Here is a 26,014-nt window from a genome sequence, read left to right on the forward strand (position 1 = left end):
AGGCCGATCCGAAAATACCTGTGCCGGCGGCCCGCGCGCGTCCACGCCGGCCGCCGCCCACGCGCATTATCGCAGGCCCGGCCTCACCACTGGTATCCGACGCCAGCCGCGCCGCCGAAGTCGCCGCGCGAGCTGCCGTTGGCCGAGACCTTGTACACCCAGCGTCCGCCGCTGGAGACGCGCGACAGGCCCATGGCGTAGCCGGACTCGCCGTTCCAGGTGCCGCCGGCCATCGACAGCATGTTGCGCCCCGGCAGATAGGCTTGCGGCAGGGATGCCGTCGCCATCGCGGCGGCCACGCCGGCGCTGAGCGTGCTTTCCTGGGAATCGAGGTCGCTGCGCAGGTTCTGCAGCGAGCGTTCGACCGCCCCCACCCGCGCTTCGCTTGCGCTGCTGACGGCGCGCAGCTGTCCGACATTGGCGGCGTCCGTGTCCTCGCTGCCGGCCGCCACGCCGGTGATCTGGCGCCCGCCCACATTGACCTCGCCGGCGGAGTTCTGCGATTGCGATAGGCCGTAGGCCTCGTAGTTTTCCTGCGCGCCGCGCGCCGCCGATGAGCCGGCGCCCAGCGCCACGCTGTTGCCCGCCGCAGCCACCGCCCCCGCCCCCACCGCCACGCTGCCGGTGGCCGCGGCCGAGGCCGCGCCCACGGCGACGCTGCGGTCGGCCGACATGCCGCGGTTCGCGTTCGAGCCTATCGACACGTTGTCGCTGCCGCGCACGCCGGATCCCGCCGCCGTGCCTTGCGCCACGTTGTTGTCGCCGACGACGTCGCGGCCGGCGGCCAGGCCGCTGGCCGCGTTGCCGTCGCCCTTGACGCCATAGCCCGCATAGGCGCCGGTGGCCATGTTGTTGGAGCCGGTCACGTGCTGCCCGGCGCTCTTGCCCTGCGCCAGATTGGCGTCGCCCGTGACCTCCAGGCCCGCATTCTGGCCCAGCGCCAGGTTGCCGTCGCCCATGACGCCGCGGCCGGCTTCCTGGCCGAAGGCCGAGTTGCCGTTGCCGGTGACGTTACGTCCGGCGTTGGTGCCGTAGGCGGCGTTGTTGTTGCCGACGGTGTCGGTGCCGGCCCAGAATCCGTAGGCGTCGTTATAGTCGCCCACGACGTTCTGGCCTGCGCTGCGGCCGAACGACTGGTTCCAGCCGCCCTGTACGTTGGTGCCGGCGTAGTAGCCGATGGCCTGGTTGGCGTTCTTGCCGCTCACATTGGAACCCGCGCCCTCGCCGATGGCGAGGTTCCAGTTGGTGGACACGCTCTTGCCGGCGCCGTTGCCCAGAGCCACGTTGTTGCTGCCGGACACGTTTGCGCCGGCGTTCTTGCCGATCGCGCTATTGCCCTTGCCGGTCACGCCCAGGCCGGCGCCCACGCCATAGCCCAGGTTGCTGCCGTCCCATTGCACCGGCGGCGCGGACTGCGCCTGCACGGCCTGCCCCGCGGCCAGCGCGCCCACCAGAAAAGCCACCGACAGCCCGTTGGCGGCCAGTACTGCGTATGTGTGTTTCATGAGAATTGGTTGTTTATTGTCCGTAGCAGGCGGGCGCGCACCCCGCGATGCACGCCCGCCCGCTCATTCTTCCTGCATCACAGATGCAGGGCCATGGCCGGGTCGCTGACGCCGTGGCGGCCGTTCTCCATGCGCCCCGCGAAGCGCCGCTCGAAGCCTTCGGCGGCGACGGTGAAGTCGTACCAGTTGCCGCTCTCTGCGATGGACCAGTGGTGTTCGGCCACCGCGCCCGGTTCGACCGCCAGGCTCCAGGGGCCGTCGGCGCGGTAGGCGTTGGCCTGCAACGCGACCTGCACGGCGGCCGCGCCGCGGTTGGACAGCTTCACGTACAGCTTGCTGCCTGCGGGCTCGTAGCAGACCTGGACTTCCACGGCCGCGCCGCGCTGGGTGTTGCCGGCGAACGTGCGCACGTAGCCATTGCTGCTGTAGACCCACAGCTCGTAATCCCCGCCGGTCCAGACGTCGGACAGCGTCTTGCCGGCCTCGACGGTGTAGCGCCGCGGAATCAGGTCCAGGTTGCGCTTGTCGTAGACATGGAATACCGCGCCGGTCCCCCCGCTGTTGGCGAACAGCAGTTCGACGGCGCCGTCGCTGCCGATACGGGCGCTAGTGTGCAGTTCGTACGGCAGCGCTCGCGACAGGCGCGTGCCGGTCTCCTGATACAGTGGCTGCGGCGTGGCGGGCGCCTGCGTTACCGGGCTGGTGGGCAAGAGCCGTTGGGCCGCGTTGATCGCGGGATAGTTGCTGGTGTCGGGCAGCCTGGGCACGGTCGGATCGTTCGGGCTGACGAAATCGAAGCAGGTGGTCAGGTCGCCGCACACCGCCCGGTGCCAGGGGCTGATGGCGTCCACCGAAATGCCGAAACGCTGCTCCAGGAACCGCCCCACCGAGGTGTGGTCGAACACCTGCGAGTTGACCCAGCCGCCCTTGCTCCACGGCGAGACCACGTACATCGGCACGCGCGAACTCAAGCCCCAGGGGCGGATCTTGCCGGTGATAGTGTCCTCGGACTTCAGGTAATTGCCCACCGAGGCGTCGAAGTACTCGCCGTCCAGCGGCACGGTGGACTTGCCCATCAACACGCCGTTCGCGTCGTACGACGGTACCGCCGGCATCGCCAGGTGGTCGAAGAAGCCGTCGTTCTCGTCGAAGGTCACGAACAGCGCGGTCTTGCTCCAGACCTCGGGGTTGGACGTCAGCGCGTCCAGCACGTCCGAGACGAAGTCGGCCGCGCCGGCCACGCCTTCGCTGCTGCCGGGGTGCTCGGCCAGGGCCTGCGTGGGCAGCACCCACGAAACCTCCGGCAAGGTGCCGTTGGCCACGTCCTGCTTGAGCTGGGCCAGGAAGTTGACGGCGCCGTCGCTCTTCTCGGGGCCGCCCGTCAGGCCGTGTTCATAGATCGGCGAACCCGGCTGGGCCTTGCGGAAGCTTTCGAAAGCCAGGCAGCCGTGCATGGCGCCCGTCCAGTTGTTGTTCATGTTCTGGTAGATGTGCCAGCTGACGCCGGCCCGTTCCAGCAGATCCGGCAAGGTATCCCACTTGAAGGCGCTGTTCTTGTATTTGTAGTTGTAGGCGCCCGTCGCGGGATCGATCTGGCCCGAACCGTCCGGCTGCTGCGCCCGGCCGGCGACCCAGTTCGACGGGCTCGGCCAGCAGCGCGAATTGACCGGTTCGGAATCGGTGTCTGTGCAATTGACGCCCAGCTTCTGCAGTTCCGGATTGGCGTTGGCGCCAGACCAGAACACGATCCGGTTCGGATCGGTGCCGGTCAGAATGGAACAGTGGTAGCCATCGCAGATCGTGAAAGCGTCGGCCAGCGCGAACTGGAACGGGATATCCTCGCGCATGAAGAACCCCATCGTCGCCTGGTTCTTGAACTGGATCCAGCGGTCCATCTTGCCCTGGTTCCATGCCGCCTGCTGGTCGGGGAAGTTGTGGGGGGTGCCGGACCCGATCAGCGCGTTGCTGATGCGCGAGTCACGGCGGAAGGGCTGGATATCCTGGCCGCCGGTCGGGTTGGGCTGGTAGAACACCGACTTTCCGGTGGGCAGCGGAATCGGGAAGCGGTCGCCGAAGCCGCGCACGCCGCGCAGCGTGCCGAAGTAATGGTCGAACGAGCGGTTCTCCTGCATCAGGATCACCACGTGCTTGATGTCCTTGATGGTGCCGCTTTCGACGGCGGCGGGAATCGCCAGCGCGCGCTGAATGGAGGCGGGCAGCAAGGCCATCGCCGATAGCGCGCCGGCGGTCTTGGCCGATGCGCGGAAGAACTGGCGGCGTCCCGGCGACGCGGGAACGGCGGAGTGGGGAGCGGAGGTCTTGGTCATGGGGAGACTCGGGCGTTGGATTGGACGGGACGGTCGTTCACGGCGCGCAGCGCAATTGCGGCGCGGTCGGCGGCTGTTCGGGTTGTCCGGGCTGTCCGGGTTCTTCGGTCGGGGGCGGTGTGGGTGTTCCGTCATCCGAATCGTCGCCGCCGCATGCGGCAAGCGTCAGGCTCAGGGCGATGGCCGCAACCAGGGCGCGGCCCGGTGCAAAAAAGTACGGGGTCATGTCTACTCCAGGTCAGGGAATTCAGATCAGGCGGCGCCGCAGCCGGGCGGCCACCTGGTCGAGCAAAAACACGGTGATGAAAATCACGACGAGAATCGTCCCGACGTGCGCGTACTGGTACATGTCATAGCGGCCCTTGAGCTCCTGCCCGATGCCGCCAGCGCCCACCAGGCCCACCACGGTGGCCATGCGCACGTTGCGGTCCAGGATGTAGAGCGTGTAGCCGGTGAACTTGGGCAGCACCTGGGGCAGCACCGCGTAGGCAAGCACCCGCAGCTTGCTGGCGCCGATCGCGGCCAGCGCCTCCTGCGGCCTGGTGTCGGCCGTCTCGATGTCCTCGGCGTAGAACTTGCCCAGGAACCCCATCGAATGGATGGCCAGCGCCAACACGCCGGCGATGGGTCCGAAGCCGTAGGCCAGCACCAGGAACAGCGCACAGATCAGTTCCGGCATGGCCCGAAACAGGCTTACCGACGCCCGCGCGGCTACGTACAGCAACCGGTTGGGCGCGTAGTTGCGCGCGCTGCAGTATGCCAGCGGCGCACTGCCCAGCATCGCCAGCAGCGTGGCCCAGATGGCGATCTCGAAGGTCTCGACCATCTTGACCGCCACGCGCCACAGATAGCCCACCGGCTCGACCAGATAGGTGCGCGTGGACACCTCGTCTTCCATCTTCAGCGTGTGCGGATTGAGCCTGCTCTCGGTCACCTGCTGCGTTTCGATCCGCGCCAGCCACGGCAGCCTGTCCGGGTCGAAGCCTTCGATGCGCGAGGTTTCGGTGCGGTAGGAGATCTGCAGCGGGAACAGGCTGTCGGCCAGCGCGCCCAGGCCGGAGGTGACCTGGGACTGCTGCTTCAGCCCCACCGCGGCCAGCGCGCCGTCGGCCGTGAGCACGGCCATCCGGTCCATCTCGACGCGTTTGCCGGTGTACAGGAACAGCATCAGCGCGGCGATGACGACCAGCAGCGCACGCGCGCCATACGGCGGGTCCAGCCGCCAGGCGGCGTTGTCGGTCTGCGTGTTCATCGCGCACCTCCCGCGGAAAGAATCGCCGGGCGCGCCAGCGGCGCCAGGCGCCGTCCCGCCGGCATGCCGCCGGCCTGCGCCTCCAGATGCGCAGCGGGCCCGCCCGCCTGATAGAGCGCCCGCGCCGTGGCCTCGTCGAACGCGCCGGGCGGCCCGTCGAACACCATCGCCCCCTGGCGCAGGGCGACGATGCGGTCGGCGAACTCGCGGGCGAGGTCGACCTGGTGCAGGCTGCACAACACCGTGGCGCCGCGCTCGCGGGCCTGGTCGCGCAGCAGCCCGAGAATGTCGCGGCTGATGCGCGGATCGAGGCTGGCCACCGGCTCGTCGGCCAGCAGCAGCGCGGGCTCCAGCATGAAGGCGCGGGCGATGCCCACGCGCTGCTGCTGGCCGCCCGACAGCTCGCTTACGCGGCGGCGCAAATGCTCGGGCTGCAGGCCCACTTCGCGCACCAGCCGGCAGGCGCGCTCGCGCAAATCGGCCGGAAAGCGCAGCAGATAGGCGCGCCAGGCCGGCAGCATCGGCAACGCGCCGGACAGCACGTTGGTGGCGACGGTGGCGCGCGGCACCAAGTTGAAATGCTGGTGCACCATGCCGATGCGCGGACGCAGCGCCGCCAGCGTCGAGGGCCGGACCTGCTCGCCGTCCACCCACACCTGGCCCTGTGTAGGCGTGGTCAGCCCGTTGGCCATGCGCAGCAGCGTCGATTTGCCGGCGCCCGAGGCGCCCAGGATCACGCAAAACTGGCCGCGCGGCACCTGCAGCGAAACCGAATTCAGGGCGGCGGTGCCGTCGGCGTAGCGCATGCCCACGGATTCGTAGCGCAGCATGTCCGTTTTCTTGGCGTGGGCGCTCACCGTTGCGCCGCCTTGTCGAGGATTTCGCCCTTGAGCTCGTCGGTCAGCAGCGACAGCTTCGAGGCCGGGCCGGCGAACTGCGCTTCGGAGAATTCCGTGTCGTAGCGGTCGAGCTTGGCGCCGCCATAGCCGCGCACCATGTCCGGCGTCACGCCAGGCGCCTGATGCACCTTGGAGAAAGCCTGCTTGAGCGTGGCCTTCAGCGTCTCGGGCAGCCTGGTGTTCATCGCCAGCGGCGGATACGGAATCGGCTCGCTCTTGAAGAACACCTTGACGGACTTGGGATCCACCGCGCCCTGGCGCACCGCCTTGTCGAACGAATCGAACGACAGCGCGGCCGCGTCGACCTGCCCCTGCACCAGCGCCGCCAGGCTGCTGGCGTGGCTGCCGGTCAGTTGCAGTGCGGCCAGATCCTTGGCCGGATTCATGCCGTCCTTGACCATCGAAGCCACCTGGAAGGTGAAGCTGGAGGCCGAGTTCACGTCGCCGAACGCGGCCCGCTTGCCCTTCAGATCGGCCAGCGAATTTATCGGAGAATCGGCCTTGGCGAACATGGCGGCGTAATAAGCCGACTCGCCCTTCTGCACGCCCACCGCCAGCAATTGCGCGCACTGACGCTCATGCGCCTGTACATACGAGACGGGGCCGAGAAACGCGACCTCGGCCAACTGGTTGCACATCCCCTCGACCACCGCTCCGTAGGACTGGCCGACCGTCAGCTGGAAATGCAGGCCCGTGCTGCGCGTGATGGCATTGAAGATGGGCGCGTAGTCGGCCTTGGTGCCCGACTCCGTTCCGCCGTCGGCGGGAATCAGCAGCACGCGCAGCGGACGCTGCGCGGAGCCGTCGGCCAGGGACTGGGCCTGGGCCAGCGGCGTGGCCGCCAGCAGGGAGATGAGCGCCAGTGCGGGAGCCTGCAAGCGCAGCGATTTCATGTGTGGTTCCTTGTCTTGGTGAGGTTGCCATCGGGGCGCGTTGAAGGCCGGCCCTGATTCCGGAACGCAGATTAGGCATCGCACATGACAGAAAAATGAAAAACACTCAATACACAAAAGACTATTTTTGAATTTTATTCAGATAGAATTCGATCCGTAAACCGGCCCCGCGCCCCCGCATAACCGTCTGCGCCACCCAGCCCATCCATGACCCGTGTTGCCCATGCCTCCATGCCGCCGCTTTCCGATCTTCCGCCTGACGAGCCGCCCTGGACGCAGCGCTCCCGCGGCCTGATCCTGGACCTGGACGGCACGCTGATCCGGGGGCACGAAGTGATACCTGGCGCCGCGGAACTGCTGACCCGCTGGGCCGGTCGCCACGTCGTCGTGTCGAACAATTCCACCGATACGGCCGCCGGCCTGGCGCCGCGGCTGCGGGCTCAGGGCCTGCCGGTGCAGGCCGATGCGCTGGTTCTGGCCGGCGAACAGGCGGTGCGCCACATCGCCCGCAGCCATCCGCGCGCCAGGCTGATGCTGTGCGGCTCCGAAACCCTGCGCGCCTGCGCCGCCGGCCTCGGCCTGGCGCTGGTTTCACGGGACGCCGACATCGTGCTGCTGGCGCGCGACCGCAGCTTCAGCTACGCCATGCTGCAGGTTCTGGCGCGCGAACTGGCGCGCGGCGCCGCCCTGATGGCCAGCAACGGCGACCTCACCCATCCGGGTCCGCAAGGGTCGCTGGTGCCCGAGACCGGCGCGCTGCTGCAGGCAGTGCTGGCCTGCGCGCCCGGCGTACGGCCGCAAATACTCGGCAAGCCCGCGGCCATGCTGTTCGAAGAGGGATTACGCCGGCTCGGACTGGCGGCGCAGGACGTCACGGTCATCGGCGACAACGTGCGCACCGACGCGCTTGGAGCGACCCGGCTGGGAATGGGCTATCTGCTGGTGGGCGACGCGCCGCACGCAGATGCGCCGGACATGGCGCGGCTGCTCGGATCAGCCTGCCCGCGCCGGCATGCGCTGCCGGCCGGGGTCGCGAATCAGTAGCGCTTGTTCGAGAGCACGTCGAAGGTACTGCGCAAGGTGGCGACGGCCTTGTCGTAGTCGGACAGGGCCAGGCAGGCGATCAGCGTATCGATGATGGCCAGCTGCGCCAGGCGGCTGGTCATCGCTTCGGTGCGAAAGCGCGTTTCGCGCGACATGGTGTGCAGCACCACGTCCGCATATTCCTGGATCGGCGATTTGCCGAAGTTGGTGATGCACACGGTGCGTGCGCCCGCCTCTTTGGCCAGCCGCGTCGCCAGCACGGTTTCGTGCGTACTGCCCGAGTGGGAGATGGTCAGCACCGCCACATCCGGCCCCGTCAGCGAAGCGCTGATGGCCTGCACGTGCGAATCGGTCACCGCCGTCGCGCGCAGGCCGATGCGCAGCATGCGGTAGTGGGCATCATGCGCGATCACCGCAGAACTGCCGATGCCGTAGATCTCCACTCGCCGCGCGCCGCGGATCAGCTCCACCGCCGTAGACAGCGCGGCCACGTCCAGCACCGATTCGGTTTCCTGCAAGGTCTGGATATTGCTATGGAAAATCTTGCTGACGACCTGCTCCGGAGTGTCGCGCGCGGCCAGGTCTTCGTGGATGTACTGCACCGGCTGCACGATCTGCTGCGCCAGCGCGATCTTCAGCTGCTGAAAGCCGGTGGCGCCCAGCAGCTTGCAGAAACCCACCACGCTGCCTTCGCTGGACTGGGTGCGCTCGGCTACCTCGCTGACCGACATGTGGACCACATCCGCCGGATGGCGGATGACGAACTCGCCGATACGCTGCGAAGCCGCGCCCATGGACGGCAGCAGGCTCTGGATGCGCGCCAGCATGGCCTGCGGCGAACCCCGTTGCGGTTCGGCGGGAGCGGACGGCAGGCGGGAGGAGCGTTTGGATGTGGCCATGGCGGATCGATGAGCGGAAAACGAGTGCGTGGGCAACGATACCCTACCCGTTGCCGCCTCGCATGACAGCGGCTCCGGCAGACGCCCAAGAAAAAGGCCGGCTTGCGCCGGCCCCGTGGACTGCTGTGGCTTACTTCGCCGGCGTTTCGGCCGGCTTGTCGCCGGCGGCCGGAGCCGGCGCGGCGGGCGCGGGGGTGGCCGGAGCCGCCGGCACCGACGGCACCGAGGCGTCGGGCTTGGCCGGGGCGGCGGGCACCGATGCGGCGCCCGGCACGGACGAGGCCGGCGCCGACGAACCCGGCACCTGGGGCACCGAACGGTCGGCCGGGTAGCTTTGCATCACGCCCGAATCGACGCCGGGAGCGGCCGAGCCCTGGTGGCTGAAGTAGGCCAGGCCGGCGGTGGACGCGAAGAACACGACGGCGGCCCACTTGGTCGCGCGCGACAGGAAGTTCGCGGCGCCGGTGGCGCCGAACAGGCTGCCGGCCGAGCCGCTGCCGAAGGCGGACCCCATGTCGGCGCCTTTGCCCTGCTGCAGCAGGACCAGGACGATGATAGCCAGCGCCGAGATCACTTGGACGGCCAGCAGAAGTTTGAACGTGATGGGCATTACAGACTCCGGAGCGGAAACTTAGATGGCGGCGATACGCAAAAATTCTTCGGCCACGAGCGACGCGCCGCCGACCAGGGCCCCGTCGATATCAGTCATGGCGAACAGACTGGCGGCGTTGGCAGCTTTGACGCTACCGCCGTACAACACTTGCACCTGCTCCGCGCCCAGCGCGCGCAGCGAGGCGCGGATGGCGCCGTGGACTTCCTGGGCCTGCTCGGGGCTGGCGCTGCGGCCCGTGCCGATGGCCCAGACCGGTTCATAGGCCAGCACCATGCGCGACACGGCGTCGGCGCCCAGGGCCAGCACCGGCTTGAGCTGGCGCTCGATCACGGCCAGGGTATTGCCGGCGTCGCGGTCGGCCAGCGATTCGCCGACGCAGACCACCGGCGTCAGGCCGGCGGCCAGGGCGGCCTGGGCCTTGGCGGCCACCGTTTCGTCGGTTTCACCGTGCAGCACGCGGCGCTCGGAATGGCCGGCCAGCGCCCAGCGGCAGCCGAATTCCTTCAGCATGGGGCCGGACACCTCGCCGGTATAGGCGCCCTTTTCGTGCGCGCTGACGTCCTGCGCCCCCCAGGACACACTGCTTCCGGTCAGGGCCGATGCGGCTTGCGCCAGGTACGGAAACGGCACGCAGACGCCGATTTCGCAGTGGCTCGCAGCATCCGCGGCGCGCAGCTCGGTCAGCAACGCAGCGTTCTCGGCCAGGTTACCGTGCATCTTCCAGTTGCCCAGCACGAGGCGGGCGCGGTTTTCGACTGAAGTCATGGCGTAGTGTCTAGAGAGGATGCGGGCGGCGAAAAGCGCCCACGGGCCTGCCTGGAAATAATTCCAGGCGAAACCCGTGATTGTATCCTGTTGCGGGGCGCTACGCCGAGAGGCCCCGCGATTCTTACATCGTCAGAATGATTTTGCCGATGTTTTCGCCGCTTTCCATCATGGCGTGGGCCCGGGCGGCCTCGGCCAGCGGGAAGGTCGCGTGCACGATGGGCTTAATGTCCCCTTTTTCCAGCAGCGGCCAGGCGCGTTCGCGCAGCGCGCGGGCGATGGCGCCCTTGAAGGCGACCGGCCGCGGACGCAGGGTCGAACCGGTGATGGTCAGGCGGCGGCGCATGACCTGGGCCGTGTCCACCTCGGCGCGGGCCCCACCCAGCTGGGCGATGATGACGATGCGCCCATCGTCGGCCAGGCACTGCATGTCGCGGGCGATGTAGTCGCCGGCCACCATGTCCAGGATCACGTCCACGCCGCGCCCGCCATTGGCCTCCAGCACTTCCTTGACGAAGTCCTGGGTCTTGTAGTTGATCCCCAGCGTGGCGCCCAGGGCTTCCACGGCGCGGGCGCGCTCGTCGCTGCCGACCGTGGCGTAGACCTTGTGGCCCAGTGCGCGGGCAAGCTGGATCGCCGTGGTGCCGATGCCGCTGGCGCCGCCATGCACCAGCAGGCTCTCGCCCTCGGACAGCCGGCCGCGGTCGAACACGTTGCTCCAGACCGTGAAATAAGTTTCCGGCAGGCCCGCGGCCTCGATATCGGACAGGCCCTTGGGGATGGGCAGGCATTGCGCCGCGGGCGCGACGCAGTATTCCGCGTAGCCGCCGCCGGCCACCAGCGCGCAGACGCGGTCGCCCACGGCCAGGCCGCTGCCGGCGACGTCGCCGCCGACGATCTCGCCGGCCACTTCCAGGCCGGGCAGGTCAGAGGCGCCGGGAGGCGGCGCGTAGTTGCCCTTGCGCTGGAACACGTCCGGGCGGTTGACCCCGGCCGCGCTGACCTTGATCAGGACTTCACCCGCGCCGGCTTGCGGCGTGGGACGCTCCACGGGGACCAGGACCTCGGGGCCGCCCGGGCGGGAGATTTCTACGGCGTGCATCGCGTGCCTCCTTCCTTTGCATCAAATGGATTATTATTGCGCCCTTTGCTGCGGATCGCGTCCGCCTCGGCCCGATTGTTTGCCAGATGGTCGAATCGCCGCAAGATTTGCCGCACAATACTGTGCCGCACAATGCGCGGCAAAGCCCCCCGGAAGCGTGGCAGAGTGGTCGATTGCACCGGTCTTGAAAACCGGCAACGGGCAACCGTTCGTGAGTTCGAATCTCACCGCTTCCGCCAACACAGGAAATCAAGCCCTTGCGTGCGCAAGGGCTTTTTTTCGTCCCCGCGCGGCATCCGCGGCGCCGGCCCGGTTCGCCGGAATGCGCCGCAAGGCGTAGTATGACGATAGCTGTCGCTGTTCACGCTCCTGCGGAGGGCTCCCGGACCGGCGCGCCCTCCCCCACTCCAGGGAGGTTGTCATGTACAAGCACATACTCATCCCCATCGACGGCTCCGCGCTGTCCTTCTCCGGACTGGAGCAAGGACTGGGCATGGCCCGCGCGCTGGGCGCGCAAGTCACGGTGCTGACGGTCTACAGCCCCTTCCATACCATTTCCATGGAAGCCGTGCAGCTGCAGGGCGTGCGCACGGAGTACGAGCGCCACGCGCGCGACCTGGCCCAGTCGTACCTGTCGCAGGCCGCGGCCAAGGCGCAGGCCGCCGGCGTGGCCTGCACGACCGAAATGCGCGAGAGCAACAGCCCCTACCAGGCCATCATCGACCTGGCGATGACCCAGGGCTGCGACCTGATCGCCATGTCCTCGCGCGGCCACGGCGCCATGGCCGCCATGCTGCTGGGCAGCGAAACGCAGAAGGTGCTGGCGCACTCCACGCTGCCGGTGCTGGTGTATCGCTGAGGCCTGTCAGGCCGCCGCCCGGAAGGTCTTGGGAATCCCGGCGGCGGCCACGCCGCTGCGCAGGCTTTCCTGCGGCAGCGCCTCGGCCAGCAGGGGACGCGCGGCCAATAGCCGCGGCAGGTCGATGCCGGTGCCATAGCCCATGCTTTCCAGCATGAACACCAGGTCCTCGGTGACGATGTTGCCTGACGCGCCGGGCGCGAACGGGCAGCCGCCCAGCCCGCCCAGGCAGGCGTCGAAGCTGCGGATGCCTTCATTCAGGCCGGCCAGCGCATTGGCCAGCCCCAGCCCCATCGTGTCGTGCAGGTGCAGCTTGGTCAGGCGCGCGCCCACGGCGTCCTGGGCGGCGCGCACCGCGTCGCGGACCTGGGCGGGATGAGCGTAGCCCACCGTGTCGGCCAAGGCGATCTCGTCGGCGCCGGCGCGGGCCGCGGCCGCCGCCACCCGGGCCACCCGCGGCAGCGGCACCGCGCCCTCCAGCGAGCAGCCGAAGGCGGTGGCCACGGCCGCGTCGATGCGCATGGGCCGGCCCTGGGCGCGGACCCAGTCGACGATGGCCGCCAGCGCCTCCAGCTGCGCGTCCGTGCTCTTGCCCACGTTGGCGCGGCTGTGCGTGTCGCTGACCGAGACGGGAAACGACAGCACGTGCGCGCCGGCCTCGTAGGCGGCGATGGCGCCCTTGAGGTTGCAGGCCAGCGCACAGACCGTCAGCCCCTCCACCTTGAGCGCTTCGGGCAGGATGGCGCCGGTGTCGGCCATCTGCGGCACCAGCCGCGGCGACACGAAACTGCCCACCTCGATCTCGCGCAGCCCGGCCTCGGCCAACTGCCTTATCCAGCGCAGCTTGTCGGCGGCGGACATCATGCCCCTGGCCATCTGCAGCCCGTCGCGCGGGCCCACTTCGCAAAGCCTGACTTCCTGGTTCATATGCGGCGTCCTGTGGTCTGAAGCGGGCTTATTGCTGCACCACGATGCCCGCGCTCTTGATGGTCTCGCGCGCCTTGCCGATGTCCGACTGGATCAGCGCGGCGAACTGCTCGGTGGAAACCGGATCGGTCTCCAGCCCCTGCGAGGCCAGCGCCTCCTGCACGTCCTTGCGCGCCAGCAGCTTGTTGAAATCGCTGTTCAGGCGGGACACCACGGCCTTGGGCGTCTTGGCCGGAGCCAGCACGCCGTAGTAGGTGACCACGCTGAAGTCCTTGTAGCCCAGCTCGGCGACGGTGGGCACGTCCGGCAGCGCGGGATTGCGCTTGGGCGAGGTCACGGCCAGCGCGCGCACCTTGCCGGACTTGATCAGCGTCGCGGCCGACGAGATCGAGGAGCCCGCGAACTGCAGGTGGCCGCCCATCAGGTCCGCCAGCGCGGGCGCCGAACCCTTGTATGGCACGTGCTGCATCTTGAAGCCGGCCTCGTGCTGCAGCATCTCCATGGCGATGTGCACGCCGCCGCCCGTGCCGGAGGTGCCGTACGAGATCTTGTTGGGCTCTTTCTTGGCGGCCTCGATCACTTCGGGCAGGGTCTTGTACGGCGAGCCGTCGGCCACCAGCAGCACCATGGGCGTGGTGGCCACCAGCGCCACCGGGGCCAGGTCCTTGACCGGGTCGTACGACACCTTCATCAGCAGCGGTATCAGCGTGACGTTGTCGGACTGGCCTATCACCAGGTCGTAGCCCTGGGCGGGCGAGCGCGCCGCCTCGGCCAGGCCCAGCGCCGTGCCCGCGCCCGGCTTGTTTTCCGGGATGACGGCCCAGCCGTTGAGTTCATGCAGCTTGGTGCTCATCAGGCGGCCGATATAGTCGGTGCCGCCGCCGGGCGTGGACGGAATAATGATGCGGATGGGCTTGTTGGGGTAGTCCTGCGCGTGCGCCGTGCACGCGGCGGCCAGGGCGGCCACCGCCAGAAGTTTGCGGATCATCTCGGGTGTCTCCTCTTCGATGGAAGTCTTGGCGGTCTGTCGCCGCCTCGACGGGGTTCGGGCGCCTGCGTCCCCTCAGGCGATGACGCCGGCCGAGCGCAAGGCGTCGATACGCTCGGCATCCCAGCCCAGGCCCCGCAGGATGGCTTGCGTGTCGCCGCCCCGGTGGGGCGGGTCGCAGCGCTTGCCGGCCTTGCGGCCGTCGAATTCGATCGGCAGGGCCGCCGCGTCGATCTCGCCGCCGTCCGGCAGCCGCGTCTTCAGCAGCGCGCCGCCGGCGTTGAGGTGCGCGTCCTGCAGCAGGTCGTGCGGCTGGCGGATCGGACCGTAGGACAGGTTGGCCGCCTCCAGCGCGGCGCACAGCGCATCCGTCTTCCAGGTCTTCAGGATCTCGGCCACGCCCGGCACCAGCCACGGCCGCGCGGCTTCGCGATCGACGGCGGTGGCCAGCCGCGGATCGGCGGCCCATTCCGGCGGCAGGAAGGTCTGCGCGAAGTTGCGCCATTGCGCATCGCCGACCACCGCCACGAACACCCGGCCGTCGGCCGTATCGAAGATGTCGTATACCCCCCAGGGCGGCCGCCGCTCGGCGCCCATGGGCCTGGGCGCCGATCCGGTCAACTGGTACTGGGCGATGAACTGCGCCACCAGCAGCAGGTTGTTCTCGAACAGGCCCGAGCGCACGTGCCGGCCGCGCCCCGTCAGATGGCGGTCGTGCAGGGCCGCCAGCGCGCCCACCACGCCGAACGTTCCGCCCAGGATGTCGTTGACCGACGCCGCCACGCGCTGCGGCGTATCGGCGCCCCCGTTGATATAGGCCAGCCCGCCCATCATCTGCACCACTTCGTCGAGCGCGGTGCGGTGCTTGTAGGGGCCGGACAGAAAGCCCTTGAGCGATACGTAGATCAGCCTCGGGTTCGCGGCCGACAGCGATTCGTAGTCCAGCCCGTACTGGGCCAGGCTGCCGTCGCGGAAGTTCTCCACCAGCATGTCGGCCTGCAGCGCCAGCTCGCGCACCACCGCCTGCCCCTGCGGCGCCTTCAGGTCGATGGCCAGGCTTTGCTTGTTGCGGTTGAACACCGGGAAATAGCCGCTGCCCGAACCCTTGAGGCGGCGCGTGCGGTCGCCTTCGATGGGCTCGACCTTGATGACTTCGGCGCCCAGGTCGGCCAGCGCCAGGCCGGCCGCCGGCCCCATGATCATGTGGGACAGCTCCAGCACCTTGATGCCGCGCAAGGGTAATTCGTCGTTGTCCATGAAGGGTGAAGCCGGTGCTGCGCTCATCGATGTTTCCTCTGGCCCGCGTTGGATGAACCGGCGCGGCCCGCTCCGGAAACCGGGCCGGCCGCCGCCGCAATGCATCCATGATCGCCGCCGCGGGCGCGTCGCGGGTAGCGGTCTTTCAGCACCGGGGCATTCTCGTTTCGGAACGTCCGGGTTAGCCCCAGTGAGGCGTCATGCGCCGGCGGCGGGCAGCACGCCCAGGTGCGCCAGCAGCGTGCGCGCCGCCGGCGCCAGCGCGTCCGGGTCGCGCACGGCGATGCACAAGGGCGTGCTGGACCAGGGACCGGTCAGGCGGATGAAACGGATGTCCAGGTGCGCGTGGCGCGCCTTCAGGTACAGCGGCACCACCGCCACGCCCATGCCGCGGGCAACCAGCGTGCAGATGGTCTCGTGCGCGCTGACGCGGGCGCTGATGCGCCGCGTCACGCCGGCCTCGCGGGCGGCCTGCTCGAATACGCTGCTGATGCCGTTGTCGCGGTTCAGCTCGATCTGCTCATAGGGCAGCAGCTGCGCATAGTCCAGCGTTTCGCGTTCGGCCAGCAGATGCTGCCCCGGCACCACCGCCGCCAGCTCGCAATGGCCGCAGGAATAGACCTGCAGGCCCTCGTGGCCGAAGTCCGAGCCCGCCGCCACGTCGGCCTGCCCTTCCAGCACGGCGCGAAACGCGGCCTGCGTGGTGTCCTCCTGCAGCAGGATGTCGATCTGCGGATGCGCGCGGCGAAACGACTGGATCTGCTCCGGCAGCTCGCCGGACAGCGCCGCCACGCTGACCGCCAGCCTGACGCGCCCGCGCACGCCGGTCGCGAATCCCGCCATTTCGCGGTGCATGCGCTCCATGTCCTGCAGCAGGCGCCGCACGTGCGCGGCCAGCGCATCGCCGGCCGGCGTGGGCTGCACGCCCTTGACGCCGCGTTCCAGCAACAGCACGCCGAACGCCTCTTCCATTTCCGACATGCGCTTGCTGACCGCCGAAGGCACGATGTTCTCGCGGGCGGCGGCGCGCGCCAGGCTGCCTTCCTGCAGGGCGGACAGGAACAGGCGCAGCGACACCAGGTCGATGTCGCGCGGCGGCGGGATGAGGGGTGCGGCGGGTTTCATGGGCGCAAGTGTCCCGCGTTGTCCGCCGCAGCGGTCACGGGGGTTTCCCCGATAGCCGTGCCCGAAGGCATCCAGTCGAACGCCTCCAGCAGGCCCAGCACGCTGCGCCTCACCGCCGCCACCGCCGCGTCGCGCAATGCGTCAGTCCGCCATCCCATTTCGATGGCGTAGCCCGGCATGGCCAGCGGACAGGGCAGCATGCGCAGCCCCGTGGCCGCGGCCAGTCCGCGCGCGGCATGCGCGGGCAGGGTCGAAATGGAATCGCTGCCGCGCAACAGAAAGGCCAACGCGGCGAAATGCGTGGTCGACGCCAGCACCCGCCGCGCCAGCCCCAGGCCGTGCAGCACCTCGTCCACCACGCCGATGAAGCCGCCCGAGGACACCAGCACGTGCCGGCGGCGGATGAACTCGTCCACGGTCAGCGCCGCCTGTCCCGGCGTCAGGCTCGCCGGGTCCAGCAGACAGGCGTAGCCGCCCTGCCCGACCGTCACCCGCTGCAGGGCATGAGAAGCCAGGCCGCCCGAAGCAATGACCAGATCGGCCTCGCGCGCCATCAGCATGTCGGCGGCCAGCCGGCTGTGGGTCTGCCGGAAGATGAGGCGCAGGCCCGGCGCGCTGGCGGCCAGCGCGCCGATCGCCTGCCGCCCCAGCGCGATCTCGAAGTCGTCGGACAGGCCCAGCGTCACCGACCGCCCGGCGAAATCCGCCGCCTCCGGGCGCGCCAGCGCCAGGCTCTGGCGGCACTTGTCCAGCGCCTCGCCGATGACCGGCCGCAGCTCGCGCGCCCGCAGGCTGGGCGCCAGGCCCCGGCCGGTGCGCACGAACAGCGGGTCCGCATACAGCGTGCGCAGGCGTCCCAGCGCGGCGCTGACTGCCGACTGCGTCACGCCCAGGCGCAAGGCCGCGCGGCCGGCCCCGCCCTCGTCGTAGATCGCCTCGAAGACCTTCAGCAGGTTGAGGTCCGTCGATTCGATATCAATTCTGTTCATATCATTTATCTCCGGGCGGGATTGATTGATTTTAGGGCGGGCCGGACACTGTGCCGACCCTCCATCCACCCGCGAGACCCCCATGACCGCGAAAACCGTCGCCGCGCTGCAGATCGGCGCTTCCCCCGAAGGCAAGGCCCGCACGCTGGAACACATCCTGGCCTTCGAAACCGACATCGCCGCCAGCGGCGCCGCGCTGGTCGTCATGCCCGAAGCGCTGCTGGGCGGCTACCCCAAGGGCGAAATCTTCGGCACCCGCCTGGGCTACCGCCTGCCGGAAGGCCGCGAGGCCTATGCCCGCTATTACGAGAACGCCATCGACGTGCCCGGCCCGGAAACCGACGCGCTGGCCGCCCTGTCGCAGCGCACCGGCGCCAGCCTGGTCGTGGGCGTGATCGAACGCGGCGGCAGCACGCTGTACTGCACCGCGCTCTTCTTCGAGCCCGGCGCGGGCCTGGCCGCCAAGCACCGCAAGCTCATGCCAACGGGCACCGAGCGGCTGATCTGGGGCCAGGGCGACGGCTCCACCCTGCCCGTGGTCGACACGGCCGCCGGCCGCATCGGCGGCGCCATCTGCTGGGAAAACCACATGCCGCTGCTGCGCACCGCCATGTACGCCAAGGGCGTCGAAATCTGGTGCGCGCCCACGGTGGACGAACGCGACATCTGGCAATGCTCGATGCGCCACATCGCCCACGAAGGCCGCTGCTTCGTGGTCAGCGCCTGCCAGGTGCAGCCCTCGCCCGCCGAACTCGGCCAGGACGTGCCGGGCTGGGAAGCCACCAGGCCGCTGATCAACGGCGGCTCGGTCATCGTCGGCCCGCTGGGCCAGGTGCTGGCCGGGCCGATGCACGGCGGGACGGGGCTGCTGACCGCGGAGGTCGATACCGAAGAGCTGGTGCGGGCCCGCTACGATTTCGACGTGGTGGGGCATTATGCGCGTCCCGACGTGTTTTCCCTGACCGTGGACGAACGGCCGCGCACGTCCGTGCGTTTCACCGAGTGATGGACGCCGCCGCCAATATCCCCATGCGCGGGATGGTATAGTCACGCCCGCTGCCGGCCCTCACCGGGCCGGCAACGCCCGAGTGGTGAAATTGGTAGACACAAGGGACTTGAATCAATTTGAGCCCTTTGGAGGAAACTCCAAAGGTGTAGCCCGTCAAACTCGGCGAATGCCCTGGACCCGTTCCGAGCCAACGCCGAGCCAAGCCCAGGCCGTATCGCCGGGGAAGGTGTAGAGAGCAGACGGCGGGCACCTAAGGCCGCAAGGCTAAGGTGAAGGCGTGCTCCAGACCACGAACAGCGCCCGCGCTGGCGGCGAAAGCCGAAGTGGTAAGAAAATCCCTCGGCCTCGCGGCCGTACCGGTTCGATTCCGGTCTCGGGCACCACCCATTCCCCGCGCATCGCCTGCGCCAGTCGCGCAGCGCTGCCGAAGAGTCCATTATTCTTGCGCCTCGCCTTTCCACCCTGTCCGGCCGCATCTTGACCGTCCCTGCCGTCTCTCCGCCCTTCATCGTCCTGGACGCCTGCGTTCTCATGTCCGGCATTCTGCGCCGCCTGCTGCTGCGGCTGGCCGAGGCGGGGGTGTTCGTGCCGGTCTGGACCGACCGCATCGGCGAGGAATGGCGCCGCAACGCCTCGCGTATCTGGGAGATCCCGCCCGAGGTCATGAGCGAGATGTGGGACGAGATGAATGCGCGTTTCCCGGCCGCCCGGGAGCTGGACACAGCGGTCTACGAGGCGTCGCTGCGCTACAGCGATCCCAAGGATTTCCACGTGATCGCGGCCGGGCTGGCGCGGCGCGCCCGCTGCGGCCTGCAGCAGCCGCCGGTGGTGCAGGTGCTGACCTGGAACCTGAAGGATTTCAACCGTTCCGAACTGCGGCGCCAGGGGCTGGACGTCTATAACCCGGACCGCATGCTGGTGCAATGGTGGCAGACCGGCGCCGACCGTATCCGCGAAGCGGTGGCGCAGGTGCCGGCCGACTACGTCGCGCTGGGGCGCGAACCCGAGCCGCTGGCGGCCACCCTGCATCGCGAGCGGCTGTACGGCCTGAGGAATCTGCTGGCGCGCGAGGCGGGCTGAGCCGCCACGCGGCCGCGCTCAGTGGTCGTGGTTGCTGGCGGCGAATCCCGCCGCGTTCAGGACGTCGATCACTTCCTGGATGTGGTCCGGGCCGCGGGTCTGCAGCACGAAGTCGACTTCGACGTTGCGCACCGGCAGCGAGGTGAAGGCGCGCTGGTGGTGGACCTCGGTGATGTTGGCCTGGGCGTCCGCGATGAGCTTGGTGGCGTGGGCCAGCGCGCCCGGCAGGTCGCGCAGGTCCACGCGGATGCGCGCCAGGCGTCCGGCGCGCACCATGCCGCGCTCGATCAGTTCGCCCAGCATCAGCGGGTCGATGTTGCCGCCGGTCAGCACCAGGCCGATGCGCTTGCCCTTGTAGCGGTCGCTGCCCGCTTCCTGCGCGTGCAGCAGCGCGGCCAGGCCGGCCGCGCCGGCGCCTTCGACCACGGATTTTTCGATCTCCAGCAGCACCACGATGGCGTGTTCGATATCGCTTTCGGACACCAGTTCGATGCGGTCGACCAGTTTGCTGACGATGGGCTGGGTCAGCGCGCCGGGCGATTTGACGGCGATGCCTTCGGCGATGGTGTACTGCCCCTGCGGCATGGAGACGCCGGTGACCGCGGCGTACATGGACGGGAAGCGTTCGGTCTGCACGCCGACGATCTCGATGCCGGGCTTGAGCGCCTTGGCCGCGGTGGCGACCCCGGATATCAGGCCGCCGCCGCCGATGGCGATGACCAGCATGTCGAGCTGCGGCTGGTCTTCCAGCATTTCCAGCGCCACGGTGCCCTGCCCCGAGATGACGGCCTCGTCGTCGTACGGATGGATCATGGTCAGCCCGCGCTCCCGGGCCAGCTCGTAGCCGCGCGCCTTGGCGTCGTCGAAGGTGTCTCCCGCCAGCACCACCTCGGCGCCGAAGCGGCGCGTGTTGGCGATTTTCACGGTGGGCGTGAAGCGCGGCATCACGATCACCGCCGGCACGCCCATGCGCTGCGCGTGGTAGGCCACGCCCTGGGCGTGGTTGCCGGCGGACACGGCGATCACGCCGGCGGCGCGCTCGGCGTCCGACAGGGTCAGCATGCGGTTCAGCGCGCCGCGCTCCTTGAAGGAAGCCGTGAACTGCAGGTTCTCGAACTTCAGCCAGATCTCGGCGCCGAAAATATCGGACAGCGTGCGGGAAAGGGTAAACGGGGTCTTCAGCACCTGGCCGCGCAGGTTCTCGCGGGCGGTCTGAATGGAAGCGATATCGATCACGATGGGAAATCCTTAGCGCACCGGAAGGAAATTGAAGAGCAAGAGCCCCTGCGCATAGTTGATCCCGATGCGCCGCGCGTTCTCGCCCAGCAGGTTGGCGATCAGGTCCAACCGGCCGATGATGGCGCCGAATTCGCGCTCAAAGCTGAGGTTCGTGGCGTTCTGGGACATTTCGTTGGCCAGCAGCAGCGGTTCGCCCTGGTTGTCGCGGCGCGACGCCAGCAGCCAGGCGGCCGCTTCGACGTTCCGTGCGGCATTGTAGACCCGCTGCCCGTCCAGCGCGTCCATGGCGTACAAGCGGGTTTTCCCATTATGGGCCGCGATGATGGTGTCGGCCAGGCCGTAGATGAATGCGCCGACGCGGTCGCCGGTGTAGTTGGGGTCCAGCGACACCGCCAGGATCTGGATGTCGCGCAGGCCCTGCAGGTCGCGGGGCGGGATGCGGACTTCGATCGCGTGCTTGACCAGCGCCACCGCCTTGGCCTGGTCCGGGGCCCCGGTCTTGCGCCATTCGCGCGGGTTGCGGCGATACAGCTTGTCCAGCAGCACGTAGAGGCTGGCGAGGTTGTCGCGCACCTCCAGCGTGACGGTGCGGTTGAAGTCGGTCTGGCCGAACTGGTCGGCGGACATGTCCTCGCTCTTGGGCCCGCGCTGGCCGGGCGCGGGGTTCATACAGCCGGCCAGCAGCGCCGCGATCAGCCCCGCCGCGCCAGCGGATCTCAGCCATACGGTCATGCCTTGCCCATCCGTTTCCCCCATGCGCTCTACCGGCCGCCGGCGGCATCGGCCCGGTCCGGCTCTTCGCGCAAGACTTTACAGGAAATCGGCGCGTCGTCGGCCGCGGCCGGCTACAGAATGAAAAACGGCGCCCCGAGGGGCGCCGTTCCTGGCTACCGGTCGCGCAGGCTTATTCGGCTTGCGGTTCCGATTGCGGGGCGGCTTCCGGAGCGGCAGCGGCCTGCTGCTGCTCGATGCCGCCGATGGCCTTGATCGACAGGCGCAGGCGGCCCTTGTCGTCGGCCTCGATGACCTTGACGCGGACCTGCTGGCCGACCTTCAGCACATCGTTGATGTTGGCGATGCGGTAGTTGGCGATCTCCGAGATGTGCAGCAGGCCGTCGCGGCCCGGCAGCACCTGCACGATGGCGCCGAAGTCCAGCAGGCGCAGCACCGAGCCTTCGTAGATCTGGCCCACTTCGACGTCGGCGGTCAGCTCGACGATGCGGCGCTGGGCTTCCTTGGCCTGCGCTTCGTCGACGCTGGCGATCACGATCGTGCCGTCGTCGGAGATGTCGATCTGCGTGCCGGTTTCTTCGGTCAGCGCGCGGATGGTGGCGCCGCCCTTGCCGATCACGTCGCGGATCTTCTCGGGGTTGATCTTGATGGTCAGCATGCGCGGGGCGAAAGCCGACAGCTCGCCGCGCGAACCGTCCAGGGCTTCCTTCATCTTGCCCAGGATGTGCAGGCGGCCTTCGCGGGCCTGGGCCAGCGCCACCTGCATGATTTCCTTGGTGATGCCCTGGATCTTGATGTCCATCTGGAGCGCGGTGACGCCGTTCTCGGTGCCCGCGACCTTGAAGTCCATGTCGCCCAGGTGATCTTCGTCGCCCAGGATGTCGGTCAGCACGGCGAACTTGCCGCCGTCCAGGATCAGGCCCATGGCCACGCCGGCCACGTGATCCTTGACCGGCACGCCGGCGTCCATCATGGCCAGCGAGCCGCCGCAGACCGAAGCCATCGACGAGGAGCCGTTGGACTCGGTGATTTCCGACACGATGCGGATGGTGTACTGGAAGTCCTCGGGCGCCGGCAGCAGCGGGATCAGCGCGCGCTTGGCCAGGCGGCCGTGGCCGATTTCGCGGCGCTTGGGCACGCCGATGCGGCCCGTTTCGCCGGTGGCGAACGGAGGCATGTTGTAGTGCAGCATGAAGCGGTCGCGGTACTCGCCCATGAGCGCGTCGATGATCTGCTCATCCTGCTTGGTGCCCAGCGTGGCGACGACCAGCGCCTGGGTTTCGCCGCGGGTGAACAGCGCGCTGCCGTGCGCGCGGGGCAGCACGCCCAGGCGCACGCTGATCGGACGCACGGTGCGGGTGTCGCGGCCGTCGATGCGCGGCTCGCCGTTGAGGATCTGGCCGCGGACGATGGCCGATTCCAGCGAGAACAGGATGTTGTCGACGGTCACGGCGTCCGGGGCCGGCTCGGCCTTCTCGGCGGCGGCGGCGTTCAGCTTCTCCGACACGCTGGCGTAGACTTCGCGCAGCTGCGTGGTGCGGGCCTGCTTTTCGCGGATCTGGTAGGCGGCGCTCAGGCCTTCCTGGGCGGCGGCGGTGACGGCGGCGATCAGGGCCTCGTCCTTGGCCGGCGGCTGCCAGTCCCAATCGGGCTTGCCGGCTTCCTTGACCAGTTCGTGGATGGCGTTGATGACGGCCTGCATCTGCTCGTGGCCGTAGACCACGCCGCCCAGCATGATTTCTTCGGACAGCTCGCGGGCTTCCGATTCCACCATCAGCACGGCGTTCTCGGTGCCGGCGACGACCAGGTCCAGCTGCGACGACTTCAGCTGCGAGGCGGTCGGGTTGATGGCGTACTGGCCATCAATGTAGCCCACGCGGGCGGCGCCGATCGGGCCGTTGAACGGGATGCCCGAAATGGCCAGCGCGGCCGAGGCGCCGATCATGGCGGCGATGTCCGGATCGATTTCGGGGTTGACCGACAGCGTGTGGATGACCACCTGGACTTCGTTGTAGAAGTCTTCGGGGAACAGCGGACGCAGGGGACGGTCGATCAGGCGCGAGGTCAGCGTTTCCTTCTCGGACGGCTTGCCTTCGCGCTTGAAGAAGCCGCCGGGAATGCGGCCGGCGGCGTAGGTCTTTTCGATGTAGTCGACGGTCAGCGGGAAGAACGTCTGGCCCGGCTTGGCCTTCTTGGAAGCCACGACAGTGGCCAGGACGACGGTGTCCTCGATCGACACCATCACGGCGCCGGAAGCCTGGCGGGCGATCTCGCCGGTTTCCAGGACGACCGTGTGCTGGCCGTACTGGAACGATTTTGTCACTTTATTGAACATGACGATTATTCCTTACAAATGAAAAACCGTGGCCGCCGCGACATGCGTCGCACCGACCACGGTTGCGTCATGGGGAGCCAGCCCCGTCGATCACTTGCGCAGACCGAGTTTTTCGATCAGTGCGCGGTACGAATCGGGATTGCGGCCCTTGAGGTAGTCGAGCAGCTTGCGGCGACGGCTGACCATGCGCAGCAGACCGCGGCGCGAGTGGTGATCCTTCATGTGTTCTTTGAAGTGACCGGTCAGCTCGTTGATACGGGCGGTGAGCAGAGCCACCTGGACTTCGGGGGAGCCGGTATCGCCTTGAGCGCGTTGGAATTGCGCAACGATATCGGATTTCTTGATGTCAGCAACAGACATTAATGACCTCTTCGGACATGCGACAGGGCCGAGGCGCCCTGACGTGGTTTGGAAAAAATTTGTGCGAGCCTGGCTGTATTCGCTTTCTCACTGCTGCCAATGATGACTCAAACAGCGCCCTGAAACGTGCTCAGGCGAGCTTCGACGCCCGACTTTCGATGCACTTTCCGGTTGCTGTGGCCGGCACAAAGTACTTGCTTAAATACCTTGCTCAAATCAATACACTTGATAAAGCTCGATGATTATAGCCGATTCGCTAGAATTACCCCAATGCACCGCCCGCCTCTCCCTTTCGGGCCCGGCTGGACGGCCGCGAACCGAGCTTCGCAGGAGATGAATATGTCCAAATACTACAAGATCGCCCGCGGCGCGCTGGCCGCCGCCGCGCTGGCCGGCCTGTCGGCCTGCGCCAACATGGCCCAGATACAGCCGGGCACCCCTTACGGCGAGGTCCTGACCCAGTTCGGCAACCCGAATTTCGAATGCCCGCAGGCCAACGGCGGGCGCCGCGTCATCTGGACGCAGCAGCCCATGGGCCAGTACGCCTGGGGCACCAACGTGGGCGCCGACGGCCGCGTGGACCGCGTGCTGCCGCTGCTGACGGACGCGCACTTCAAGGTGCTGGAACAGGGCGACTGGAGCCCCGACCGGGTGCGCTGCGAATTCGGCCCGCCGGCCCGCATCGAGGAAACCGGCCTGGGCGAAAAACGCGAGGTGGTGTGGTCGTACCGCTACAAGGAGAACGGCGTGTGGAACTCGCTCATGTACGTATACATGGGCCGCGACGGCAATAAGGTCACGCATTTCCACCCCGGCCCCGACCCCATGTACGACGAAGACCGCTTCATGTGGTGGTAGCGCCGGGCCCGGCCCAAAACAAAACCCGCCGGTTCGTCGGCGGGTTTTGTGTTTACGGGCGGGCGGCGGTCAGGAAGTATGGTTGCGGCGTTCCTGCGTCAGGCGCCGCGCCCGGTTCCAGCGCCAGGCCCAGGTGATCCAGCCCGACAGGCCGTAGAGCACGAACAGGCCGAACAGCACGACCGGGGGATCGCTGGAGACGAACACGAAGACCGCCACCACCAGCAGGATGCCCCAGAACGGCACGCTGCGGCCCAGCGCGAAGCTCTTGCCGCTGAAGAACGGCGCGTTCGACACCATGGTGATGCCGGCGTACATGGTCAGCGTGAACGCCACCCAGGCCATCAGGCTGTCGTGGATGGGCAGCTTGTTGTCCACCGCCAGCCAGACGAAGCCGGCCACCAGCGCGGCCGCGGCCGGGCTGGGCAGGCCCTGGAAATAGCGTTTGTCGACCACGGCGATATTGGTGTTGAAGCGCGCCAGGCGCAGCGCCGCGCCCGACACGTAGACGAAGGCGGCCAGCCAGCCCCAGCGGCCCAGGTCGTTCAGGATCCATTCGTACATCACCAGCGCCGGGGCCACGCCGAACGAGGTCATGTCGGACAGCGAGTCGTATTGCTCGCCGAAGGCCGACTGCGTGTTGGTCAGCCGCGCCACGCGGCCGTCCATGCCGTCCAGCACCATGGCGACGAAAATGGCGATGGCGGCGACTTCGAAGCGATCGTTCATGGCCTGCACGACGGCGTAGAACCCCGCGAACAACGCCGCGGTGGTGAACGCGTTGGGCAGCAGGTAGATGCTTCGGTGGCGATTCTCGGAATCGCGCATGGAAAAATTGGGCATGGTCTCAATAACTTACAACGGACTTTCAAAGGTTAACCCATCTGGCCCCGCTTGCGGGCCGCCGCAAGCGGCGTGCCCGGCATTAGCCAGTCGAATACCCGAAAAAAAAGGCAT

25 protein-coding genes and 1 tRNA gene are annotated in these 26,014 nt (G+C 68.2%); 6 read left to right on the forward strand and 20 right to left on the reverse strand.

Annotation, left to right across the window (positions count from 1 at the left end):
* Positions 1-83: 83 nt before the first annotated feature.
* The 6 genes from AC1M14_RS21315 to AC1M14_RS21340 form a co-directional block, all read right to left on the reverse strand.
* On the reverse strand, positions 84-1,505 hold the full coding sequence (locus tag AC1M14_RS21315; RefSeq protein ID WP_479730411.1) for a YadA family autotransporter adhesin: 1,422 nt from the start codon (positions 1,503-1,505) through the stop codon (positions 84-86).
* A 77-nt stretch (positions 1,506-1,582) separates the two neighbouring features.
* A complete protein-coding gene (locus tag AC1M14_RS21320; RefSeq protein ID WP_479730412.1) occupies positions 1,583-3,832 on the reverse strand; it encodes a phosphocholine-specific phospholipase C in 2,250 nt (749 codons plus the stop codon).
* 37 nt (positions 3,833-3,869) lie between these two features.
* Positions 3,870-4,058 (reverse strand): hypothetical protein, encoded by a 189-nt coding sequence (locus AC1M14_RS21325; protein ID WP_209165080.1) that lies wholly within the window; start codon positions 4,056-4,058, stop codon positions 3,870-3,872.
* Positions 4,059-4,079: 21 nt separating this feature from the next.
* A complete protein-coding gene (gene phnE, locus AC1M14_RS21330; protein ID WP_209165081.1) occupies positions 4,080-5,084 on the reverse strand; it encodes a phosphonate ABC transporter, permease protein PhnE in 1,005 nt (334 codons plus the stop codon).
* On the reverse strand, positions 5,081-5,941 hold the full coding sequence (locus AC1M14_RS21335) for a phosphonate ABC transporter ATP-binding protein (protein ID WP_479730413.1): 861 nt from the start codon (positions 5,939-5,941) through the stop codon (positions 5,081-5,083). The genes phnE and AC1M14_RS21335 overlap by 4 nt, the downstream gene beginning before the upstream one ends.
* The gene (locus AC1M14_RS21340; protein WP_479730414.1) at positions 5,938-6,876 is read right to left on the reverse strand and encodes a phosphate/phosphite/phosphonate ABC transporter substrate-binding protein; all 939 of its coding nucleotides are present in this window, start codon (positions 6,874-6,876) and stop codon (positions 5,938-5,940) included. The genes AC1M14_RS21335 and AC1M14_RS21340 overlap by 4 nt, the downstream gene beginning before the upstream one ends.
* A gap of 207 nt (positions 6,877-7,083) precedes the next feature.
* Between AC1M14_RS21340 and AC1M14_RS21345 the strand changes: the two genes are divergently transcribed.
* On the forward strand, positions 7,084-7,920 hold the full coding sequence (locus AC1M14_RS21345; RefSeq protein ID WP_479730415.1) for an HAD-IIA family hydrolase: 837 nt from the start codon (positions 7,084-7,086) through the stop codon (positions 7,918-7,920).
* Here the strand turns inward: AC1M14_RS21345 and AC1M14_RS21350 are convergent.
* The 4 genes from AC1M14_RS21350 to AC1M14_RS21365 form a co-directional block, all read right to left on the reverse strand.
* Positions 7,914-8,747: a MurR/RpiR family transcriptional regulator gene (locus AC1M14_RS21350; protein ID WP_209165133.1), complete on the reverse strand. Its 834-nt coding sequence runs from the start codon at positions 8,745-8,747 to the stop codon at positions 7,914-7,916. The genes AC1M14_RS21345 and AC1M14_RS21350 overlap by 7 nt on opposite strands.
* Positions 8,748-8,949: 202 nt before the next feature.
* Positions 8,950-9,429, reverse strand: coding sequence for a preprotein translocase subunit SecG (secG, locus tag AC1M14_RS21355; RefSeq protein ID WP_102774275.1), 480 nt, complete (start codon positions 9,427-9,429; stop codon positions 8,950-8,952).
* A gap of 21 nt (positions 9,430-9,450) precedes the next feature.
* On the reverse strand, positions 9,451-10,197 hold the full coding sequence (tpiA, locus tag AC1M14_RS21360) for a triose-phosphate isomerase (protein ID WP_479730416.1): 747 nt from the start codon (positions 10,195-10,197) through the stop codon (positions 9,451-9,453).
* Between the two features lie 124 nt (positions 10,198-10,321).
* Positions 10,322-11,299, reverse strand: a complete 978-nt coding sequence (locus AC1M14_RS21365) for an NAD(P)H-quinone oxidoreductase (RefSeq protein WP_102774273.1) — start codon at positions 11,297-11,299, stop codon at positions 10,322-10,324.
* Positions 11,300-11,450: 151 nt separating this feature from the next.
* Here AC1M14_RS21365 and AC1M14_RS21370 point away from each other — a divergent pair.
* Together AC1M14_RS21370 and AC1M14_RS21375 are read left to right on the forward strand one after the other, a co-directional pair.
* Positions 11,451-11,538, forward strand: a tRNA-Ser gene (locus AC1M14_RS21370).
* Positions 11,539-11,720: 182 nt separating this feature from the next.
* Positions 11,721-12,158: a universal stress protein gene (locus tag AC1M14_RS21375; RefSeq protein ID WP_102774272.1), complete on the forward strand. Its 438-nt coding sequence runs from the start codon at positions 11,721-11,723 to the stop codon at positions 12,156-12,158.
* A gap of 6 nt (positions 12,159-12,164) precedes the next feature.
* Here AC1M14_RS21375 and AC1M14_RS21380 read toward each other — a convergent pair whose 3' ends face one another.
* The 5 genes from AC1M14_RS21380 to AC1M14_RS21400 form a co-directional block, all read right to left on the reverse strand.
* Positions 12,165-13,085 carry a hydroxymethylglutaryl-CoA lyase gene (locus AC1M14_RS21380; protein ID WP_102774271.1) on the reverse strand — a complete coding sequence of 307 codons (921 nt, stop codon included), beginning with the start codon at positions 13,083-13,085 and terminating at the stop codon, positions 12,165-12,167.
* Between the two features lie 28 nt (positions 13,086-13,113).
* On the reverse strand, positions 13,114-14,073 hold the full coding sequence (locus tag AC1M14_RS21385) for a Bug family tripartite tricarboxylate transporter substrate binding protein (RefSeq protein ID WP_111826501.1): 960 nt from the start codon (positions 14,071-14,073) through the stop codon (positions 13,114-13,116).
* Between the two features lie 75 nt (positions 14,074-14,148).
* Entirely contained in the window at positions 14,149-15,357 is a 1,209-nt protein-coding gene (locus AC1M14_RS21390; protein ID WP_479730417.1) for a CaiB/BaiF CoA transferase family protein, read from the reverse strand.
* A 171-nt stretch (positions 15,358-15,528) separates the two neighbouring features.
* Positions 15,529-16,455, reverse strand: a complete 927-nt coding sequence (locus AC1M14_RS21395; protein WP_479730418.1) for a LysR family transcriptional regulator — start codon at positions 16,453-16,455, stop codon at positions 15,529-15,531.
* Positions 16,452-17,444 (reverse strand): LysR substrate-binding domain-containing protein, encoded by a 993-nt coding sequence (locus tag AC1M14_RS21400; RefSeq protein WP_479730419.1) that lies wholly within the window; start codon positions 17,442-17,444, stop codon positions 16,452-16,454. The genes AC1M14_RS21395 and AC1M14_RS21400 overlap by 4 nt, the downstream gene beginning before the upstream one ends.
* Before the next feature lie 82 nt (positions 17,445-17,526).
* Between AC1M14_RS21400 and AC1M14_RS21405 the strand changes: the two genes are divergently transcribed.
* Both AC1M14_RS21405 and AC1M14_RS21410 read left to right on the forward strand, forming a co-directional pair.
* Positions 17,527-18,450, forward strand: coding sequence for a carbon-nitrogen hydrolase family protein (locus AC1M14_RS21405; RefSeq protein ID WP_209165089.1), 924 nt, complete (start codon positions 17,527-17,529; stop codon positions 18,448-18,450).
* 534 nt (positions 18,451-18,984) lie between these two features.
* Complete coding sequence (locus tag AC1M14_RS21410; protein WP_246842508.1) at positions 18,985-19,533, forward strand: PIN domain-containing protein; 549 nt, start codon at positions 18,985-18,987, stop codon at positions 19,531-19,533.
* An 18-nt stretch (positions 19,534-19,551) separates the two neighbouring features.
* Here the strand turns inward: AC1M14_RS21410 and AC1M14_RS21415 are convergent, their stop codons facing one another.
* The 4 genes from AC1M14_RS21415 to rpsO all read right to left on the reverse strand — a co-directional run bounded on the left by AC1M14_RS21415 (position 19,552) and on the right by rpsO (position 24,199).
* Entirely contained in the window at positions 19,552-20,769 is a 1,218-nt protein-coding gene (locus AC1M14_RS21415; RefSeq protein WP_102774263.1) for a threonine ammonia-lyase, read from the reverse strand.
* A 12-nt stretch (positions 20,770-20,781) separates the two neighbouring features.
* The gene (locus tag AC1M14_RS21420; protein WP_479730420.1) at positions 20,782-21,504 is read right to left on the reverse strand and encodes a hypothetical protein; all 723 of its coding nucleotides are present in this window, start codon (positions 21,502-21,504) and stop codon (positions 20,782-20,784) included.
* A gap of 172 nt (positions 21,505-21,676) precedes the next feature.
* Positions 21,677-23,839: a polyribonucleotide nucleotidyltransferase gene (gene pnp, locus AC1M14_RS21425; protein ID WP_479730421.1), complete on the reverse strand. Its 2,163-nt coding sequence runs from the start codon at positions 23,837-23,839 to the stop codon at positions 21,677-21,679.
* Between the two features lie 90 nt (positions 23,840-23,929).
* Positions 23,930-24,199: a 30S ribosomal protein S15 gene (gene rpsO, locus AC1M14_RS21430; RefSeq protein ID WP_006223612.1), complete on the reverse strand. Its 270-nt coding sequence runs from the start codon at positions 24,197-24,199 to the stop codon at positions 23,930-23,932.
* A gap of 339 nt (positions 24,200-24,538) precedes the next feature.
* Here rpsO and AC1M14_RS21435 point away from each other — a divergent pair, with 339 nt between their 5' ends.
* On the forward strand, positions 24,539-25,057 hold the full coding sequence (locus AC1M14_RS21435; RefSeq protein WP_102774260.1) for a hypothetical protein: 519 nt from the start codon (positions 24,539-24,541) through the stop codon (positions 25,055-25,057).
* 69 nt (positions 25,058-25,126) lie between these two features.
* Here the strand turns inward: AC1M14_RS21435 and pssA are convergent, their stop codons facing one another.
* Positions 25,127-25,900 carry a CDP-diacylglycerol--serine O-phosphatidyltransferase gene (gene pssA / locus AC1M14_RS21440; RefSeq protein WP_102774259.1) on the reverse strand — a complete coding sequence of 258 codons (774 nt, stop codon included), beginning with the start codon at positions 25,898-25,900 and terminating at the stop codon, positions 25,127-25,129.
* Between the last annotated feature and the right edge of the window lie 114 nt (positions 25,901-26,014).

Source organism: Achromobacter sp. SX5 (assembly GCF_056711425.1).

Bases quoted from the DNA above. Each gene is read 5' to 3' on its own strand.
- rpsO (WP_006223612.1), bottom strand. From the start codon at position 24,199: ATGTCTGTTGCTGACATCAAGAAATCCGATATCGTTGCGCAATTCCAA.
- AC1M14_RS21390 (WP_479730417.1), bottom strand. From the start codon at position 15,357: ATGAGCGCAGCACCGGCTTCACCCTTCATGGACAACGACGAATTACCC.
- AC1M14_RS21340 (WP_479730414.1), bottom strand. From the start codon at position 6,876: ATGAAATCGCTGCGCTTGCAGGCTCCCGCACTGGCGCTCATCTCCCTG.
- AC1M14_RS21325 (WP_209165080.1), bottom strand. From the start codon at position 4,058: ATGACCCCGTACTTTTTTGCACCGGGCCGCGCCCTGGTTGCGGCCATC.
- AC1M14_RS21410 (WP_246842508.1), top strand. From the start codon at position 18,985: ATGTCCGGCATTCTGCGCCGCCTGCTGCTGCGGCTGGCCGAGGCGGGG.
- AC1M14_RS21385 (WP_111826501.1), bottom strand. From the start codon at position 14,073: ATGATCCGCAAACTTCTGGCGGTGGCCGCCCTGGCCGCCGCGTGCACG.
- AC1M14_RS21405 (WP_209165089.1), top strand. From the start codon at position 17,527: ATGACCGCGAAAACCGTCGCCGCGCTGCAGATCGGCGCTTCCCCCGAA.
- AC1M14_RS21365 (WP_102774273.1), bottom strand. From the start codon at position 11,299: ATGCACGCCGTAGAAATCTCCCGCCCGGGCGGCCCCGAGGTCCTGGTC.
- AC1M14_RS21375 (WP_102774272.1), top strand. From the start codon at position 11,721: ATGTACAAGCACATACTCATCCCCATCGACGGCTCCGCGCTGTCCTTC.
- AC1M14_RS21420 (WP_479730420.1), bottom strand. From the start codon at position 21,504: ATGACCGTATGGCTGAGATCCGCTGGCGCGGCGGGGCTGATCGCGGCG.
- AC1M14_RS21315 (WP_479730411.1), bottom strand. From the start codon at position 1,505: ATGAAACACACATACGCAGTACTGGCCGCCAACGGGCTGTCGGTGGCT.
- AC1M14_RS21400 (WP_479730419.1), bottom strand. From the start codon at position 17,444: ATGAACAGAATTGATATCGAATCGACGGACCTCAACCTGCTGAAGGTC.
- AC1M14_RS21345 (WP_479730415.1), top strand. From the start codon at position 7,084: ATGACCCGTGTTGCCCATGCCTCCATGCCGCCGCTTTCCGATCTTCCG.
- pnp (WP_479730421.1), bottom strand. From the start codon at position 23,839: ATGTTCAATAAAGTGACAAAATCGTTCCAGTACGGCCAGCACACGGTC.
- pssA (WP_102774259.1), bottom strand. From the start codon at position 25,900: ATGCCCAATTTTTCCATGCGCGATTCCGAGAATCGCCACCGAAGCATC.
- AC1M14_RS21435 (WP_102774260.1), top strand. From the start codon at position 24,539: ATGTCCAAATACTACAAGATCGCCCGCGGCGCGCTGGCCGCCGCCGCG.
- AC1M14_RS21320 (WP_479730412.1), bottom strand. From the start codon at position 3,832: ATGACCAAGACCTCCGCTCCCCACTCCGCCGTTCCCGCGTCGCCGGGA.
- AC1M14_RS21395 (WP_479730418.1), bottom strand. From the start codon at position 16,455: ATGAAACCCGCCGCACCCCTCATCCCGCCGCCGCGCGACATCGACCTG.
- AC1M14_RS21380 (WP_102774271.1), bottom strand. From the start codon at position 13,085: ATGAACCAGGAAGTCAGGCTTTGCGAAGTGGGCCCGCGCGACGGGCTG.
- secG (WP_102774275.1), bottom strand. From the start codon at position 9,429: ATGCCCATCACGTTCAAACTTCTGCTGGCCGTCCAAGTGATCTCGGCG.
- tpiA (WP_479730416.1), bottom strand. From the start codon at position 10,197: ATGACTTCAGTCGAAAACCGCGCCCGCCTCGTGCTGGGCAACTGGAAG.
- AC1M14_RS21350 (WP_209165133.1), bottom strand. From the start codon at position 8,747: ATGCTGGCGCGCATCCAGAGCCTGCTGCCGTCCATGGGCGCGGCTTCG.
- phnE (WP_209165081.1), bottom strand. From the start codon at position 5,084: ATGAACACGCAGACCGACAACGCCGCCTGGCGGCTGGACCCGCCGTAT.